The sequence below is a fragment of the Flagellimonas oceani genome (genome assembly GCF_011068285.1).
Lineage (GTDB): Bacteria > Bacteroidota > Bacteroidia > Flavobacteriales > Flavobacteriaceae > Flagellimonas > Flagellimonas oceani.
Window position 1 is genome coordinate 2265912 of record NZ_CP049616.1, and the last position, 15302, is coordinate 2281213.

Below are 15302 nucleotides of genomic sequence, written 5' to 3' on the forward strand. Positions count from 1 at the left end.
CCTAACTATTCAAATCCCTATCTGTGGTAGGACACCGGCATGGTTCGACCAAAATAAAAAGGGTTCGCTTTCCCGAACCCTTCTTTTGTACCATTTGGAAGCCCTATCCCTCCAATATTTTGGCCTGCCGTTCTAAACTGGCCACCCTTTCCTTGATCCGTTCCTCCCGTTTTTGACGCTTTTCAGTATAGGATTTTTCGATTCCCAAAATCTTCTCCTTGTAAAAGGATTGCATTGCCACATAAAAGGATCGGTTGGTCAAATCATTGGAGTGGTTGCTTTCCCCAAGGTGTACCTGTCGGGTCAACAGGAACCGGAGCAGTTTATACAAGGTCTCCTTTTTGAAACCCTGTTTGAACCGGGCCACCCGTTCCCCATCGGATAACTTGGAATCCTCGCCGAAGAATTCCCCAAAATGTTCCCTTTGGCTATAATACCCGATGTTGTTCTCGAACAGGGAAATGGCAATGGCCACCATTTCATCCGTGGACAAAGGCTTTTTCAGGTTGATATAATCGGTCTCACGTATCATGTCCACGACTTCCTTGAACTGGTTGTTGTTCTCGATCTGTTTTTTCCGCAATTCCCGTGTATTGATCTTGATGATCTGCTCCTCCGGGGTACACTCGGACATTTTGCGTTGCTCCAAGGCCTTGGTACCTGAACTTCCACTATGGGTTTCTTCCCTGACCTTCACAAATACCGGCCGGGTCAAATAGGTGTCCGTTTCCAGCAGGATACCCTTTTCAAATCCAAGGTCCACGGCCTTGTCCCATGCCTCCTTTTCCTCCGTGAAGGATTCCAGGGCCTCTTTCAGGAATTCACCCAACTCTTCCTCGGTATATTCATAGTGTCGGTGCTCCTCCCTAATGTGATTCATGGTAGGTTCTATGGGCTCCTTTAAAATGTCCAGCCCATTGGTCAAATGCACCGCTAGGCCCTCCTTTTCCATTTGGGCCATGACCCATTGGTTGCGTTCCTCGTCCACCCGGTATTTGTTGATGTTGGGCACCAGTTTCAATCCTTCCTTTTTCACGCTTTTCAATAGCTGCATAAAGGTCTTGGTCTTTTTGTTCTCAAAACAGGAGGTCCGGGTACAGACCATCTTCCCATCACCGAACAAATTGCCCTGATTGGCAGCATTGAAGGGACAGGTATGGCAAGCCCCGGCTTTGGGAAGCAACGTCTTATCCGACAACCCAAAAGGGGCTTTGGACAGATCGAAGGTGCGGCTTTCGATCATCCGTTTGATCCGATGTTCCTGGAATTCGTCTTCTAGGCTTTCCAACAGCATCAGTTGTTCTCCGGGTTCAAAAAGGGCCACGGCCACCCCTAGGGAGAGGGTCATTTCCCCACTGCGGATAAAGGCCTTGAATCCCTCGATCAATCCTGCCAACTTGATGCGTTGCCGGATATAGTTCTCAGATCGGCCCAGACGTTTTGCAATCTCCCCGGGTTCGTAACGATCCAACAAAAATTGGATGGCCTCGGCCTCCTCCGTGGGTTCCACATCCTTGCGCTGTAGGTTCTCGATGATCTGGACCTCCAGAATCTCAGTGTCCCTATAGTCCCTTACCATGGCAGGGATAGTGGTCAATCCTGCCAATTTACTGGCACGATACCTTCGCTCACCCATGACGATGATAAAACCTTCGTCGGATTTTCGTACGGTGATCGGCTGCAGCACCCCATGTTCGGCAATGCTCTGTTCCAAATGATTGAGACTTTGCTCATCAAAGGTTTTTCGGGGTTGGTCTGGGTCCGGGAAAACCGAATCGATTCCCAACAACTGGATCTGTGGAACGTTTTCCACCTTCTCCACAGTTTTGGTTTGTTCCGACTTTGAACCTTGGTTGTTACCTGCTTTACGTGTCGCTCTCTTCTTTGTTTGTGCTTCCATGATCTTTGGATTTTGGTTAAACAATATTTGAGCGGAAACCAAGCGGAAGACAAATTTTTGGAGTGGCAAGGAAACGGAATAAAAAGTGACAGGGGAACGGCTTTATGTCCCTTGTCCGACAAACCATTTGCGGGCTTATCTTTCGAAAACTATTGGAAGATAAAAAAGAAATCTACCCCTCCAGAAGGCCCATAAGGGTATTATAGTTCCAAACCTTAGATGGATATCCCTTGTACGCATGTTTGAAACCGAAGGTTTTTCTTTGAAAACCCATAGAACCCTAAAAACCAAAGGCTACAATATCAATCAGGCACGAACCTAGGTTATGGGAAGCGTATCCGCCGTCCTAGTCCTGAAAATGACTTATTTGAGGGCGGGGCGGACAAACGAGGGGACGATACGGCATTGGGGTATTGAACGGTAATGAAATACTACTGGGAAGATTGCCAAATTCAAAAAATAGGTAAAACAAAAGCCCATCGTTTCCGATGAGCTTAATAAGGTCTTTTCTTGTATGAGGTAAATCTCATCTAACAGAACCTAAGGCGGTTCACCCAATCATTCATCAATGGCATCCGCAGTTGGAATCCGCGGTCACTTCTCCTTTTAAGTGTTTTAGAATGTAAGGGGACAAGGTTATTTCCCCATGGTCATTTTTGGGTTCAAAATAGCCTTTGAGCAATACCTCGATTAAGATTTCTTTATTGGGTTCTCCCATTGTAGCTCCATTCCAAACCCATTCCCTGGCTTCCGGACTGTCTTCCAAATGTTCAGGATGGAAATCGAGGTTGCCGACCCTTATGGTAGGGGAAGCAACAATATGGGCTTTTTCGGCTTCCTCTATCGTTTTAATCATGGTTGAACTGAACAAGATTTCGCAGTTCAAATGATCAAAGAGTTCTTGAACTTCTTGAATCGCCGATAGCAATACACCTTGAACAGAATCACAGGCTGAGCAAGTACCTTCCCCAGTTGTTGGCATTCCCACTTGAAAAAGGGTCACTCTCAATGCATTTTTTGTCTTTACTTCCATGTTCATACGTTTTTAAGATTAAAGTTTACCCCTAAGACATGGAAAATGGACAAAGGATGCAGGTTTATACAAAATTATGATAGGCAACAGGATTTTGTAATGGTAAATCTCCACATTTGGTTTTCAGAATATTCAACTTCACCACATTCATCAAACTTTGCCCTAACCTTTTTCCTTGCCCTTAAGATCCTTGACTTTGTTGCCGATAATGTCAAGCCCAGATGCGCGGCAATACTTTTCTGCGGAAGGCCTTCTATATCCGAAAGTCTCAAGGGAGTTGAATAGTCGATAGGGAGACCATTTATAAACTTATCGAGCCAAACAAAGACGTTTTCATCATATTCATCCGGAACAAACAGGTGCAACTGTTCCAGGTCAACAAGTGTGGTCTTTCTTGGCTTCTTGTAAAAGTCAAAAATTGTATGTTGTGCAATCCTGTATAACCAAGCCTTTATATATCTTACGTCATTTTTTTTCTCACAATATGTTATGACCTTGATAAGAATCGTTTGCATTATATCATCAACATCATGCTCATTGTAAACACGCTTGCCCACATAGTTCCTTAAATCAGTCCGAAGGTCTTCCCAAATATTGAATATATCACATTTCATAAGTATAGGTTGTTAAAAAAGGAGGTTGAACAAATAACCGGAAATGATCATTCCAATGGCAATAGTTGAAAAGAAGGCAATGATCAACTGCCTTTGCATCACTTTTTGGAGCAGCAGGCCTTCGGGGATGGAAAGTCCGATCGAACCCATCATAAAGGCCATGGCCGTCCCTAACGGAACCCCTTTGTCAACGAGCGAATCCAATATGGGCAGGATTCCAACCGCATCAATGTACAATGGAATCGATACCAATACGGCAATGGGAATCGCAAAAGGGTTGGATTTTGAAATATAGGTGCCAAAAAATGACTCGGGGACATAGCCGTGGATAAAGGACCCTATTGCAATTCCTATAAAAATATAGGGGACAAGGTTTTTAAGGGTCCGAATGGCCTCCCGATGAATTCCAGGAAATCGTTTCAGCAAATTTCTGCTATCCTTTTCCCTCGAATGCGCTTTCCATTCATTGTCCTTGAGCCATTCTGCCACATATTTGGCCATACCCATCTTTTCCAGGATAATTCCACCGATCACCCCCAAGACGATTCCTGAAAGTAGGTACACTATTGTAACTTTCCAACCATAGCCCAACCAGAAAATGGCAATAGCGATTTCGTTCACCAAGGGTGAGGTTATGAGGAAGGAAAGTGAAATTCCCAGTGGGATCCTGACCTGCATCATTCCCACGAACAAAGGAATGGAAGAACACGAGCAAAAAGGTGTCAAGGCACCCAAAGAGGAGGCCACAACATTCCCAAGACCTGATTTTTTGTGTTTCTCCAAATAATCCCGGATTTTTTCCATGGGCAAATAGCTTGTTACCACTCCCATTACATAGGTCACCAGCACAACCAGAATGGAAATAGAGCCAAAGGCAATGATGAAATAGTGTAATGCTGAGCCGAATGTATCCGTATCAGGAATACCCAAAAGGACATGGACAACATAGTCTGCCAGTCGGGTAAGCAGTTTTGTAAAGATTTCCATCTTAAAAACGTTTTAAAGAATTGCTAATAACACCTTGTCGTTGCTGACTTTTTTATAGTCATAAACCTTCCCGTCAATGACCAATGCAGGAAAGGTAAGGACCCCGTAGGGCATGGTGTCCTTGAGGTCAGAAAACTCGGTGATGTTTACGTCCAGATGGTTTTCACTGGCAATTTTTTCGATTTGTGCCCTTATGGGGGATGCAGTGGCGCAGCAGGATGAATGTAAAATTTTGACTTCAGTACTCATAGTTCAGTAATTTTAAATAAACTTTACTATGTAGTCTAAAATGGCGTGTCAAAAGACACAATTCTCAATAAAAAAATGATTCTACCTATTTGTACTTTGTGGATGCCTGAAAATCAACCAAGTGGTTTATTAACGGGATACACGATTCCTTAACAGAGCAATTGACGAAGTTGCCATTGGCATCATATACGATATCACAGCATTCCACAAATAATTCCCTTAGCTTTGTTCTTGCCCTTTGCACCCGCATTTTTGCAGCCGAATACCCCAAGTTCAGCTTTTCAGCTACATCTTTTTGGGATAGTTTGTCGATGTCACTCCATTGTAAAGGCTCGGCATATTTTTTGGGAAGGAACTGGATCATGGGTATCATATGATCATACACGGATAGCTCCAGATTGGTTGGTTCAGTTGCCTCAAGTATCTTTACATCACTAAGTTCAACAATTGGGGCACTCTTTTTGAAATGGTCATAAATGGTATTTCTGGCAACTTGAAACAGCCAGGCCTTGATGTTTTCAATTTCCCTATTTTTTTGATAGGACTCGACCAGTTTCAGCATTACCTCTTGCACAATATCTTCCGCAATGGTTTCATCCCGAACCTTTTTTAAGGTAAAGTATTTTAAATAACTGTAGAAACTTTCGATCTGTTCATTAATATCGCAACATTTCTTTTTCATGGCTTTGCTTTTATGGCTTTCGGTTTAATGGTGTGCCAGCCTACACAGGATATGTATACAAAGAGGTTGGTGAAACTTTTATTTTTCACTCTTCCTATTTCCTTTGTCAATTAAGGATGAAGCTTTAGTAGTGGTAAAATTTCCCTGTAACTGACCATGGTTTTCAATTCCCTTAAATGCTGATCAAGGGTAGATTTACAATGGAAAATATTTCCACCAAGTTGCCTGTTATATTCTTGTACTTACATTGTTCCTTACAAAATTCATCACAGATTTGGATTGTCTTACAAGAAAATATTTAGACTAAGGCCTTAAAAAATAATCAATGGGCCTTTCTCAATGCTCCAGCGTAAGCGTTGGGCAATATGCTGCCCTCAACGGCTTTGGCCGCCTTTTCGACATCATATTCGAAGCGTACAAACTCCACATGGATGCTATTCTTGTCCGGCCTACGGAAGTTCCCATCCATGTTCAACAGCACATAGCATCCCCTATTGTCGCCATCCTTGGGCTTTCCGATGGATCCGATATTTATCGCATGGCGGTATATGGTGCCTCCATCATAATCCAAAAGGGCCTTGTGATAGGGTTGGTGTGTATGTCCAAAACAGAGGATATCGGCATTTGCATCCCGCAGGATGCGTACCAGGCTCTTCTCCTTCCGGTCCTCGAAAAGATACTCGTTGATTCGTCTTGGGCTTCCATGCACCAGGAGTAGGTTCACTGTTTCATCGTTCCTTTTGAACTCCACATTGATATGGGATGGAAGGTTTTTCAGGTAGGCCCTTTCATCATCCCCCATAATGGAGTTGGTATAGGATATGGAAATTGCCCCGTTCGCCTTTTCCTCATCGCTCTTGTAGGCACAGCCACAATCATCACTGTTGCGTCCGATGCCAAAATCATAGTTGCCCGCAATGGTGGGTATCCGGCGTTTTCTGATCTCATGGACCACCTCGTTGGGCCAGATGTTATAGCCCACAAGGTCCCCAAGGCAATAGATGGCGTCCGGCCTATGTTTTTCCACATCCACAAAAAAGGCCTCAAGGGCAGGAAGGTTGGCGTGGATGTCCGAGAAGAGTGCAATTTTCATCCTTATGCGGTTTGCGGTTTAAAATACTTTTTGCGCAACCAAAAGGCGACCCTTACCAACAGAATCAGGGCAGGAACTTCCACCAAGGGCCCGATGACCCCTGCAAAGGCCTGGCCGGAATCCAGTCCGAAGACGGCAATGGCCACGGCAATGGCGAGCTCAAAGTTGTTCCCGGCTGCTGTAAAGGCCACCGAAGCGGTCTTGTCATATTCGGCACCCATCGCCTTGGTGAAAAAGAACCCAATGATGAACATCAGGGTAAAGTACACCAAGAGGGGTATGGCGATCACCACCACGTCCATGGGAATCTCCACGATAAGTTCCCCTTTGAGGGAGAACATGATCACAATGGTGAACAACAGGGCGATCAAGGTCATGGGAGAAATGGCGGGAACAAACTTTTGGGCATACCACTGTTCCCCTTTGATCCGGACCAATATCGTTCGGCTAAGGATGCCCATAAGGAAGGGGATGCCCAAATAAATGGCCACACTCTCCGCTATGGTCCCTATGGAGATGTCCACAATGGCCCCTTCAAAGCCAAAATATGGGGGCAAAACGGTGATAAAGATCCACGCATAGAAACTGTAGGCAAACACTTGGAAGATACTGTTCAGGGCCACCAGTCCCGCACCATATTCCGCACTGCCCTCGGCCAGGTCATTCCAGACCAGCACCATGGCAATGCAACGGGCCAAACCTATCAATATCAATCCGACCATATACTCGGGATAGTCCCTCAAAAAGAGGATGGCCAGGACGAACATCAACACGGGGCCGATGATCCAGTTGAGCACCAGGGAAATGGTCAAGATCCTGGTGTTCTTGAACACCTTGGGCAACAGTTTATAATCCACTTTTGCCAAAGGTGGGTACATCATCAGGATGAGACCTATGGCAATGGGGATGTTAGTGGTGCCGCTGTTGAACGAATTGATGATGTCGGGGAAGGACGGGAAGAAGTAACCGATACCGACCCCTACCGCCATGGCGATAAAGATCCAAAGGGTAAGGTTCCTGTCCAAAAAGCTCAATTTTTTTACTGCCATGTGTTATGATTTGATCTGTGAAAATACATACCAAAGTTCCGTTGCTATCTGTATGCTCCTTTCAAGGTATTTCTCGGCCTGTTGCGGGGTATTGTCAAAGGCCTTGGGATCCTCAAAGGTGATGGGGATGCGCTTTTCCGCACCGGGCACAAAGGGACAGGCCTCATTGGCCGAATCACAGGTCATGATGGCCCCAAAGCCGGAACTGGGGTTGAAGGCATCGTCCATTTTCTTGGAGAACCCGATCACCGGATGGGCATTTTCCGCATATTTGATGGCATAGACAGGATTTTGTCCCTGTGAAAGCTGTTGGATCTGGAACCCTTGTTTCCCCAAGGTTTCCGCCACCATCGGGAACAGGGCCGTGGCTTCGGTCCCCCCCGAATAGCAAAATACGTTCTTGATGTTGAAATGGAAAGCCATGGCCTGTGCCCATATCTGTGACAGGTGGCTCCTCCTGGAATTGTGGGTGCAAATGAAATTCAGGCGTATTTCCTGATTTTCGGAAACTTTCGACTGTATGAACCCGGCAAGGGGATCAAGGATTTCCCTACGCTCCGGGGAAACGGCATCCAGTTTCAAGGTTGTGATGAATCCCGCTATTTCAGGGAACAGGCTAGTTGTGGTCGTAGTCATTATATAGAATTAAGATTTAGCAACAATTGCCGTCCGGGGAACAGCAGGGCTCACTTTTCAATTGGGACAGTCTTACCTTTGGTTTCTTTTCGGGGACCCCACACTGGTCCTTGGCAAGGCAGTCGGTCATCTTGGTGGTCAACAGAAAATGCCCTTCATCAAAGGCAAGGCCATATTTTCCGATAGTGGTGCCCTGGTATTCCACTTCGACTTCCAGTGAGTCCTCTATTTCCAATACCTTTTGGGACAGTTCGATGATATGAACCAACTTTTCGGGATGCAACCTGTGGTCATAGTCGTTGGCCTCCCACAGTTGGAAACTGACCACTTCCTCATGGCGCACGGTTCCCCCGCAGTCTATAAAGTGTTTGTGAATCTTCCCCACTTCGGTGACATGGAAATGTCCGGGGACCATTTCCCCGGTGGGCAATTGGAAGCCAAGGGTTTCCAATCGGGACAGTACTTCTTTTACTTCTGATAATTTCATGGATTGTTCATTTTAGCTTTGATAATAGCATCGACCTGGGTGGCGACATAGATCATTTCCCCCGCGATGACGGCCTTGTTTTCAAAAAGGACCTCTGCATTTCGGTCCGTCAGCCCATCCTGTACATATACCTTGACACTGCTGTCCTCGTCCAAATGTAAGGATTCGAGGGTCTTTCTGTTGATGGTCCAACTATCGGAGCCATAGCGGACCGAATACGTGAACAGGGATTCGCCCTGCGCATTGGAGACCCTGAACCCATCGTTCTTCAGCAGGGCCAGACCGGGAAGGGTCTCATTGGCGGTATCCAGACCAGCGGATTCCACCTTGAACCTGTCATATAATCCGTAGTACATAAGGCCCGTCCTGAGCCAGATCATGGCCAATTGGCCCATATCGTCATTGTCCTGGTCCACAAATTCAACGGTATAAGGGGTCTCCCCCATATTGGACACCATTCTGGCGGCGAGTTGGTCCAAAAGCTGGATCTTTTCTTTGGGTATCTGGGGAAAAACGGTCTTCAGTTCCTTTACGGAGCGTTGGATCTTTCCCCTCAGTTCCTGGGAATGTGTGGTCAATGGGAGGCACAACAGCAGCAGTGCCATGGTTAGGATCATTTTTGTTTTCATGGTTTCTATTTTATGGTTTCAGTTTATTAGTTAATCGCAATAAAACGATTAATGGGTTCAAAAAAATACTAACAGCACTCTTGGTCCAGTTCAATCCCCTGATCGAGGAATGCCTTGAACTTATCCTTCATTTCGTTCCAATTTGCCACATTGACACAGTAACAGACACTGGTGCCCTCCACATCGCCCTTGATGAGTCCCATGTTCCGGAGTTCCTTCAAGTGTTGTGAAACCGTAGGCTGTGCCAGTCCTATCTCGTCCACAAGGTCACCACAGACACAGGCCTTGACCTTGAAGAGGTGCTGCAATATGGCAATCCGGGCGGGATGGGCAAATACCTTACCGATGAGGGCGAGCTCATTCTGGTTTTCGGTAAATATTTCGGTCTTTGCCAGTCCCATATCATTATTTTATCGCAATATTACAATATATTGATTCAACATAAAAAGATTTTCGATAAAAATACTTAGGTTCAAACCAAGGCTTTACAAATTTTCAGGGTCACTTGGTCATGTACCACAACATCCGGATGTTGCCTGAATGGGGGGACAGGCCACCGAACCAAAGGAACAATACACGCAACAATCGCCATTTTTGGGCCTTAGAATGGAGCCGCAATTTTCACATTCATAAAAGAACTGACAAGAATCCGTAGGCATCTTTTCCTCTTTGGAATTGCCACAATGCGGACAGGTAATTGTAGAGTACAGATTGATATCCATTATCACTGGTCCTTTATGGTGTATCCGGTTTTCAAAATGGCGTTCACGATAGCATCCCTGGTGGTTTTGGCGGGATCGTACATTATCTGTGCATTGGCTTTTTGGTAATCTGCCTTGACCATGATGATCCCATCAAGTCCATTGACCTCGTGTTCAATATGTGCCTCGCACCCACTGCATGTCATTCCCACGACCGGAATATTGATTTCCTTGACATCTTGGCTCGCAAAAAAGTTCGTTTGACCCTTGGCTTCCTGTTTCGGGTACAAAGATTGGGCATAATAGGGAAAGGCAAGCATCGCTAAGGCAAAGACCGTGATGGTCATCAACCAAATTTTACCCTTCCAAAAGGCCGGCTTTTCGTCCGTATCGCATGCACAGTCTATTTCCTTTTTGGCGACTGTCCTTAACTGTTGGTACCACGCCACTACCAAAACCAAACCCGTAATTCCGATCAAATACGGTCTGAACGGTTCCAAAAACTTAAAATTGGACGCCAGGCCAGATGTTCCGGCCACAATGGCCAAAAGTGGTCCTATGCAACAAAGGGAGGTGGCCATGGCCAAAATAATGGAAGATCCCATTAAGGTTTTCTTGTTATTCATGGTTTACTGGTTTTATTTGTTCTTTTTTATCGAGCAGGTCAAAAATTGGAAAAAGTAACGGCGAATGATCGGTCACCAAGGAATAATGGATCATCTGGCCTTCCTTTTGGGATGTGATCAAATTTCTGTCCTTGAGCTTGCGCAAATGTTGTGAAATTGCGGATACATTCATTTCCAGTATATCACTAAGGTCACAGACACATAAGCGTTGCTCTTGGTTCAAAAGGTAGAGAATCTTAAGCCGAACCGGATTGCCCATTAAATTCATTATCCCTGAAAGGGAGTCCATGGAATTTTCCAAATTTTGCATAGTTTCCCTGCATTCCATTATCTGTTTGGCATCCGCCTCCAAACGTATGCATATGTTCTTATCCATACTACGAAGTTACAGTAATTTATTATTTTAGCAAACTCTAAAATAAATGGGTGGCAAAAGAACAATATCAAGCCCTGGGTCACATTACCTGATAATCTTTAGGGTCGGATATTCCGAATTGTCGTTCGCTTTACTTTGCCCGCTTCCCAATTTCTCCTTCAACTGGGCCATGTCCTTGCTGATTTTCTTTTCCACGACCCTAGCATACTTTTGGGTCGTTGAAAGCTTGGTATGCCCGAGGAGTTTGGAAACGGTCTCAATGGGCACGTCGTTCATTAAGGTGATTGTCGTTGCAAAGGTATGTCTGGCCACATGGAAGGTTAGGTGCTTATCAATATTTGCCCTTTGTGCAATGATCTTTAGGTATTGGTTCACCTTTTGATTGGAATACACTGGAAGAACGGTATTTTCATTTTTGGGAAAATCCACATACTTCTCCAAGATTTTCTTGGCTTTGGGCAATAGGGGAACCTTCACTTCGGTCTTGGTCTTTTGGCGTTTTACATCGATCCAGAGTTCCCCGTCGATGCCGGATACGATACCATTGGGATTGAGAAGTTTGATCTCTATGTAGCTGAGTCCGGTATAACAGGCAAAAAGGAAAATATCCCGGACCAGTTCCATGCCCTTTTCCTCGAATTCCAATTGGTCCAGCGCCAGAATTTCCTCCTCTTCCAAGAAAGCACTGTCATAATCCTCCATTTTCACTTTATACAGATTGAAGGGATTCTTGGGGATACAATCAAATTTATAGGCCATGGTCACCAATTTCTTGAACCGCAGCATATGTTTCATGATACCGTTGTTGTTCAATGTCTGGAACGATTTGATGGGTTCGCAGTTCCGCAGGAAGTTTTCAAACTCGATCAAAAAGGCATAGTCTATCGAGGCCAGCCCAATATCGGGTACCCGATATTTTTTGGCAATGAAGCGTTTCAGGTAGGTCTCTGTGGAGGAATAGTTCTTGACCGTCCCTTTGGCCAGTTTGGGCAACTCATAGGTTCGGTTGTACTCCAAAAGGTCCAATAGGGTGAGCATCACCTTGTCCTTTCCCAGATATCGAAGCTTGATGGATTGTGCCGTTATAAAGTTACTCTCGGCACTAAGTTGCCGATGGCATTCCAGCAACTTTGCACGGACGTCGTCCAGATATTTGTTTACAACAACGGATTCACTGGCCCTATGGTCCATTTTTCCCAAAATAGGACACCATCGTTCTTCAAAAGTTGATCTATGGACACTGAGATCTGCATTTTTTCCTTTACATCTGATCCGGACATAAATTGGAAACCGTCCATCTTTTTTTCTTCCTGATTTTTTCAGCCAAAAACTGATACTGAAGGAGTTAGAGGTATTCATGTGTTCTCGCTTTAAGTGAAACATTGGTTGAAGCGAAAGTCAAATCACACGAAAAATCAATAATGGAAGTACAATTTAGGGAATTTTTCCCGACAAAAATAGGACACTCTATAGGACATCCTCACCGATGGTTTCAGATGGAAATAAAAAAAACCAGAAAAAATTAATTTTCTGGTTTTCAATTAATTAAGGTTTTACTTAGTGTCATAAAACCATGGTTCGTCGGGATGACTGGACCATCTATATTTTTGTAAGTTATTATTAATCAATAACTAGCACTGATATTTTAAATCCTGCACACCTTATTGCACATTTTTGTATGGATTGAGCATAAGTACATATCCTCAGAGAATAAATATAGTCAAAACTGTTCAAAAAGGACCAAATATTTTAAAAACCACATCCACGTTATGTAAAATCTGGACAATCCTTCCAATTTTTACTATAATAGACGGATTGTATTGAGCAACCCTACAGCATAGCACAAATATCTGACTCTCCATTTATTACATCCAAATAGTAGATGGTTCAAATTTTCCACTTTTGTAATCTCGGCTATCCGGCTCATACAAAAATGAGGTAGGTTCAAACATCTTCGTGCCAGTACCCACTTTTTATACAATTGCCAAATTTGCGCCTATTTTTATTGTACTGCACGTATATTTAATATAACTTGCGCTTATATTTTTTAAATAATGTTAAAAAGCGCCCACTTTTCATTTGTTGCACCCGTTTTTAACGGTGTGGTTCTTCCAGAAGAAGGTATCATCTCTGGCTATGCAGCCATTATACATAAGCTAGGGCTCGCTGTCCCATTACCAATACCCTTTACAGTCGTCAGTTTAAAAAACAAACGGATCAAGGACAAAAGTTTCACTTATCTTCCAAAGAGCTATGAAGTGGATGATTCCCTTGAACTCTCGGAAGTAGAGGCATTATATAAGCACCTTGTTTTTGCACTTAAGTATGAAGGTGTAAATCTATTGACTTTCAGTGCTCTTACAAAGCATTATACCGAAGATGAACTGACTCAATTAGTCAGTATCGAGCCAACCGGCCAATATTCAAGAAGGATATGGTTTTTAGTGGAGTGGTTGATGCAAAGGGAACTTTCAGGGATTTCAGACCTAAGTAAAAAGAGTTATGTGGATGTTATTGATACAAAACAACAATTTGGGATAAAGGGAATTCGATCGCCGAGACAAATGGTCAATAATAATTTGCCGGGAACTGTTGACTTCTGTCCATTGATACGAAGAACTGCATTGTTGGAGCAATATATCAATGAAAAACTCTCCAATAAAAACAGTGCCTATCTCAAGGGCATTCGGAAAAATATCCTACGACGGGCAGCTGCATTTTTGTTGTTAAAGGATTCAAAGGCCTCCTTCACCATCGAAGGCGAAAGCCCAAAGAGTAAACGTGCCGCGCGATGGGGACAAGCTATAGGTCAAGCAGGGATGACAGATCTAAGTCATAATGAATTTGAACGGCTACAACAACTGGTGATTGAAAACCCACGCTTTATTGAAATGGGGTATCGGAAAAAAGGTGGTTTTATAGGAGAACGGGACAGGGATACCTTTTCTCCGGTTCCAGATCATATCTCCGCCAAACATGAGGATATCCAACAACTTATGACAGGATTATTGGAAACCAGCCAAAAACTATTGGATAACGAAATGGATGCAGTACTTGCTGCTGCCAGTATTTCGTTCGGCTTTGTATTTATACATCCATTTGCCGACGGAAATGGGCGAATACATCGTTATTTGATCCATCATGTTTTGGCAAAAAAGCAATTTTCGGAACAGGGCTTGATTTTCCCAGTTTCCGCATCCATACTAAGCCATATTGGGGATTATCAAAAAGTATTGGAAGGGTATTCCATCCCGCTATTGGATTTTATTGATTGGAAAGAAACAGGTGACCACAACGTGGAGGTCATAAACGAAACAATAGATTACTATCGTTATTTTGATGTGACCCCACAAGCAGAGTTCTTATACTCTTGTGTCAAGGATACCATTGAGAACATTATTCCAAATGAAGTGAACTATCTCGGCAAATATGAAGAGTTTAAATACTACATTGACAATACCTATGAAATGCCGGATGATATGGTATCATTATTGGTCAGCTTTTTGGAACAAAACGATGGCTCCTTGTCCAAAAGAGCCAAAAAGAAAGAGTTTGTACAACTCAGTGAAAGTGAAATTAAGGATATCGAATACCGCTATAACCTTATTTTCAATTCTTAAAAAAGTGATCTTATCCCAAACCGGGGGTCTGTAAATTAAACTCTGTCCGATCTGTCAATCCCTCTGGGGCTAGCCCCAGAGGGATTGGGATTTAATTCCAAGGGAATCCTCTCCCCAAATTTAATATAAAGTTGCTGGACCACCAGGCTCCAATTCTGCAGGGTGAGTGTAAGTGTAAGCTCCCCTTTTTTCGTACCGGTTCCCTATCCACTGAATTTTGCTCTTGACCTCCTCCCATATTTAGGTACCGGTCATAACTAGAGAATCCGGGCTGTTTTCAGTTGATATACTCATATACAGCTACTTCGTTGCCATCCAAAATTGGCCAATCATCTTTCAATAAGTTCAATAATACCCCAGCTATACGTAGGCACACCAAACTACATCTGTGACCTTCTATATGGGAGTCAGACTCCTATAATTTGTTTCGTGCCGCTTCCATGGCATATGAACTTCTCCAGTTTCGTTATTGATATTCCCTGCTAAGCCCGCCGTCCCTCCTTTTTTGGGTGGCAAAACAACAACATCCCTTCCTGTAGCCGGCATAAAGCCAGACCCCACTTCGGTGGGGTTTCTTTTTTATACGGCTCCCACAGCAAGGGATGCCGTATCCCATTTAG

Annotated in this window: 17 protein-coding genes; 1 reads left to right on the forward strand and 16 read right to left on the reverse strand. The window is 44.1% G+C overall.

Annotated features, from left to right (window positions below; translation table 11 throughout):
• Window positions 1-103: 103 nt before the first annotated feature.
• The 16 genes from GVT53_RS10380 to GVT53_RS10455 form a co-directional block, all read right to left on the reverse strand.
• Window positions 104-1900, reverse strand: a complete 1797-nt coding sequence (locus GVT53_RS10380) for a ParB/RepB/Spo0J family partition protein (RefSeq protein ID WP_036385939.1) — start codon at window positions 1898-1900, stop codon at window positions 104-106.
• Between the two features lie 565 nt (window positions 1901-2465).
• Window positions 2466-2933: a DUF2703 domain-containing protein gene (locus GVT53_RS10385; protein ID WP_161594391.1), complete on the reverse strand. Its 468-nt coding sequence runs from the start codon at window positions 2931-2933 to the stop codon at window positions 2466-2468.
• Window positions 2934-3007: 74 nt separating this feature from the next.
• Window positions 3008-3547 carry a sigma-70 family RNA polymerase sigma factor gene (locus GVT53_RS10390; protein ID WP_051947128.1) on the reverse strand — a complete coding sequence of 180 codons (540 nt, stop codon included), beginning with the start codon at window positions 3545-3547 and terminating at the stop codon, window positions 3008-3010.
• Window positions 3548-3559: 12 nt separating this feature from the next.
• Window positions 3560-4534 (reverse strand): permease, encoded by a 975-nt coding sequence (locus GVT53_RS10395; protein WP_051947129.1) that lies wholly within the window; start codon window positions 4532-4534, stop codon window positions 3560-3562.
• Between the two features lie 12 nt (window positions 4535-4546).
• Complete coding sequence (locus GVT53_RS10400) at window positions 4547-4783, reverse strand: thioredoxin family protein (RefSeq protein ID WP_051947130.1); 237 nt, start codon at window positions 4781-4783, stop codon at window positions 4547-4549.
• A gap of 85 nt (window positions 4784-4868) precedes the next feature.
• Window positions 4869-5465 carry a sigma-70 family RNA polymerase sigma factor gene (locus GVT53_RS10405; protein ID WP_051947131.1) on the reverse strand — a complete coding sequence of 199 codons (597 nt, stop codon included), beginning with the start codon at window positions 5463-5465 and terminating at the stop codon, window positions 4869-4871.
• A gap of 322 nt (window positions 5466-5787) precedes the next feature.
• Complete coding sequence (locus GVT53_RS10410; RefSeq protein WP_036379065.1) at window positions 5788-6558, reverse strand: metallophosphoesterase family protein; 771 nt, start codon at window positions 6556-6558, stop codon at window positions 5788-5790.
• Between the two features lie 2 nt (window positions 6559-6560).
• Window positions 6561-7607 (reverse strand): ACR3 family arsenite efflux transporter, encoded by a 1047-nt coding sequence (gene arsB, locus GVT53_RS10415; protein WP_036379066.1) that lies wholly within the window; start codon window positions 7605-7607, stop codon window positions 6561-6563.
• Window positions 7608-7610: 3 nt separating this feature from the next.
• Complete coding sequence (locus GVT53_RS10420) at window positions 7611-8243, reverse strand: low molecular weight phosphatase family protein (RefSeq protein WP_036379068.1); 633 nt, start codon at window positions 8241-8243, stop codon at window positions 7611-7613.
• Window positions 8244-8259: 16 nt separating this feature from the next.
• Window positions 8260-8730, reverse strand: a complete 471-nt coding sequence (locus GVT53_RS10425; protein WP_036379069.1) for a DUF6428 family protein — start codon at window positions 8728-8730, stop codon at window positions 8260-8262.
• Window positions 8727-9359, reverse strand: coding sequence for a hypothetical protein (locus GVT53_RS10430; protein WP_166248577.1), 633 nt, complete (start codon window positions 9357-9359; stop codon window positions 8727-8729). The genes GVT53_RS10425 and GVT53_RS10430 overlap by 4 nt, the downstream gene beginning before the upstream one ends.
• Before the next feature lie 68 nt (window positions 9360-9427).
• Window positions 9428-9760 carry an ArsR/SmtB family transcription factor gene (locus GVT53_RS10435; protein ID WP_036379071.1) on the reverse strand — a complete coding sequence of 111 codons (333 nt, stop codon included), beginning with the start codon at window positions 9758-9760 and terminating at the stop codon, window positions 9428-9430.
• A gap of 108 nt (window positions 9761-9868) precedes the next feature.
• Window positions 9869-10081, reverse strand: a complete 213-nt coding sequence (locus GVT53_RS21055) for a GDCCVxC domain-containing (seleno)protein (RefSeq protein ID WP_081894160.1) — start codon at window positions 10079-10081, stop codon at window positions 9869-9871.
• 2 nt (window positions 10082-10083) lie between these two features.
• Window positions 10084-10686 (reverse strand): mercuric transport protein MerTP, encoded by a 603-nt coding sequence (merTP, locus tag GVT53_RS10445; RefSeq protein ID WP_036379073.1) that lies wholly within the window; start codon window positions 10684-10686, stop codon window positions 10084-10086.
• Complete coding sequence (locus GVT53_RS10450) at window positions 10679-11062, reverse strand: ArsR/SmtB family transcription factor (protein ID WP_036379075.1); 384 nt, start codon at window positions 11060-11062, stop codon at window positions 10679-10681. The genes merTP and GVT53_RS10450 overlap by 8 nt, the downstream gene beginning before the upstream one ends.
• Before the next feature lie 84 nt (window positions 11063-11146).
• The gene (locus tag GVT53_RS10455) at window positions 11147-12421 is read right to left on the reverse strand and encodes a site-specific integrase (RefSeq protein ID WP_036385944.1); all 1275 of its coding nucleotides are present in this window, start codon (window positions 12419-12421) and stop codon (window positions 11147-11149) included.
• 695 nt (window positions 12422-13116) lie between these two features.
• On the opposite strand from GVT53_RS10455, the gene GVT53_RS10460 reads away from it, so the two are divergent.
• Entirely contained in the window at window positions 13117-14682 is a 1566-nt protein-coding gene (locus GVT53_RS10460) for a Fic family protein (protein ID WP_166248578.1), read from the forward strand.
• Window positions 14683-15302 lie beyond the last annotated feature (620 nt).

What these genes read in the sequence shown, in the direction of transcription:
- GVT53_RS10380 (WP_036385939.1), bottom strand. Translation starts at nt 1,900, where the DNA reads ATGGAAGCACAAACAAAGAAGAGAGCGACACGTAAAGCAGGTAACAAC.
- GVT53_RS10385 (WP_161594391.1), bottom strand. Translation starts at nt 2,933, where the DNA reads ATGGAAGTAAAGACAAAAAATGCATTGAGAGTGACCCTTTTTCAAGTG.
- GVT53_RS10390 (WP_051947128.1), bottom strand. Translation starts at nt 3,547, where the DNA reads ATGAAATGTGATATATTCAATATTTGGGAAGACCTTCGGACTGATTTA.
- GVT53_RS10395 (WP_051947129.1), bottom strand. Translation starts at nt 4,534, where the DNA reads ATGGAAATCTTTACAAAACTGCTTACCCGACTGGCAGACTATGTTGTC.
- GVT53_RS10400 (WP_051947130.1), bottom strand. Translation starts at nt 4,783, where the DNA reads ATGAGTACTGAAGTCAAAATTTTACATTCATCCTGCTGCGCCACTGCA.
- GVT53_RS10405 (WP_051947131.1), bottom strand. Translation starts at nt 5,465, where the DNA reads ATGAAAAAGAAATGTTGCGATATTAATGAACAGATCGAAAGTTTCTAC.
- GVT53_RS10410 (WP_036379065.1), bottom strand. Translation starts at nt 6,558, where the DNA reads ATGAAAATTGCACTCTTCTCGGACATCCACGCCAACCTTCCTGCCCTT.
- arsB (WP_036379066.1), bottom strand. Translation starts at nt 7,607, where the DNA reads ATGGCAGTAAAAAAATTGAGCTTTTTGGACAGGAACCTTACCCTTTGG.
- GVT53_RS10420 (WP_036379068.1), bottom strand. Translation starts at nt 8,243, where the DNA reads ATGACTACGACCACAACTAGCCTGTTCCCTGAAATAGCGGGATTCATC.
- GVT53_RS10425 (WP_036379069.1), bottom strand. Translation starts at nt 8,730, where the DNA reads ATGAAATTATCAGAAGTAAAAGAAGTACTGTCCCGATTGGAAACCCTT.
- GVT53_RS10430 (WP_166248577.1), bottom strand. Translation starts at nt 9,359, where the DNA reads ATGAAAACAAAAATGATCCTAACCATGGCACTGCTGCTGTTGTGCCTC.
- GVT53_RS10435 (WP_036379071.1), bottom strand. Translation starts at nt 9,760, where the DNA reads ATGGGACTGGCAAAGACCGAAATATTTACCGAAAACCAGAATGAGCTC.
- GVT53_RS21055 (WP_081894160.1), bottom strand. Translation starts at nt 10,081, where the DNA reads ATGGATATCAATCTGTACTCTACAATTACCTGTCCGCATTGTGGCAAT.
- merTP (WP_036379073.1), bottom strand. Translation starts at nt 10,686, where the DNA reads ATGAATAACAAGAAAACCTTAATGGGATCTTCCATTATTTTGGCCATG.
- GVT53_RS10450 (WP_036379075.1), bottom strand. Translation starts at nt 11,062, where the DNA reads ATGGATAAGAACATATGCATACGTTTGGAGGCGGATGCCAAACAGATA.
- GVT53_RS10455 (WP_036385944.1), bottom strand. Translation starts at nt 12,421, where the DNA reads ATGAATACCTCTAACTCCTTCAGTATCAGTTTTTGGCTGAAAAAATCA.
- GVT53_RS10460 (WP_166248578.1), top strand. Translation starts at nt 13,117, where the DNA reads ATGTTAAAAAGCGCCCACTTTTCATTTGTTGCACCCGTTTTTAACGGT.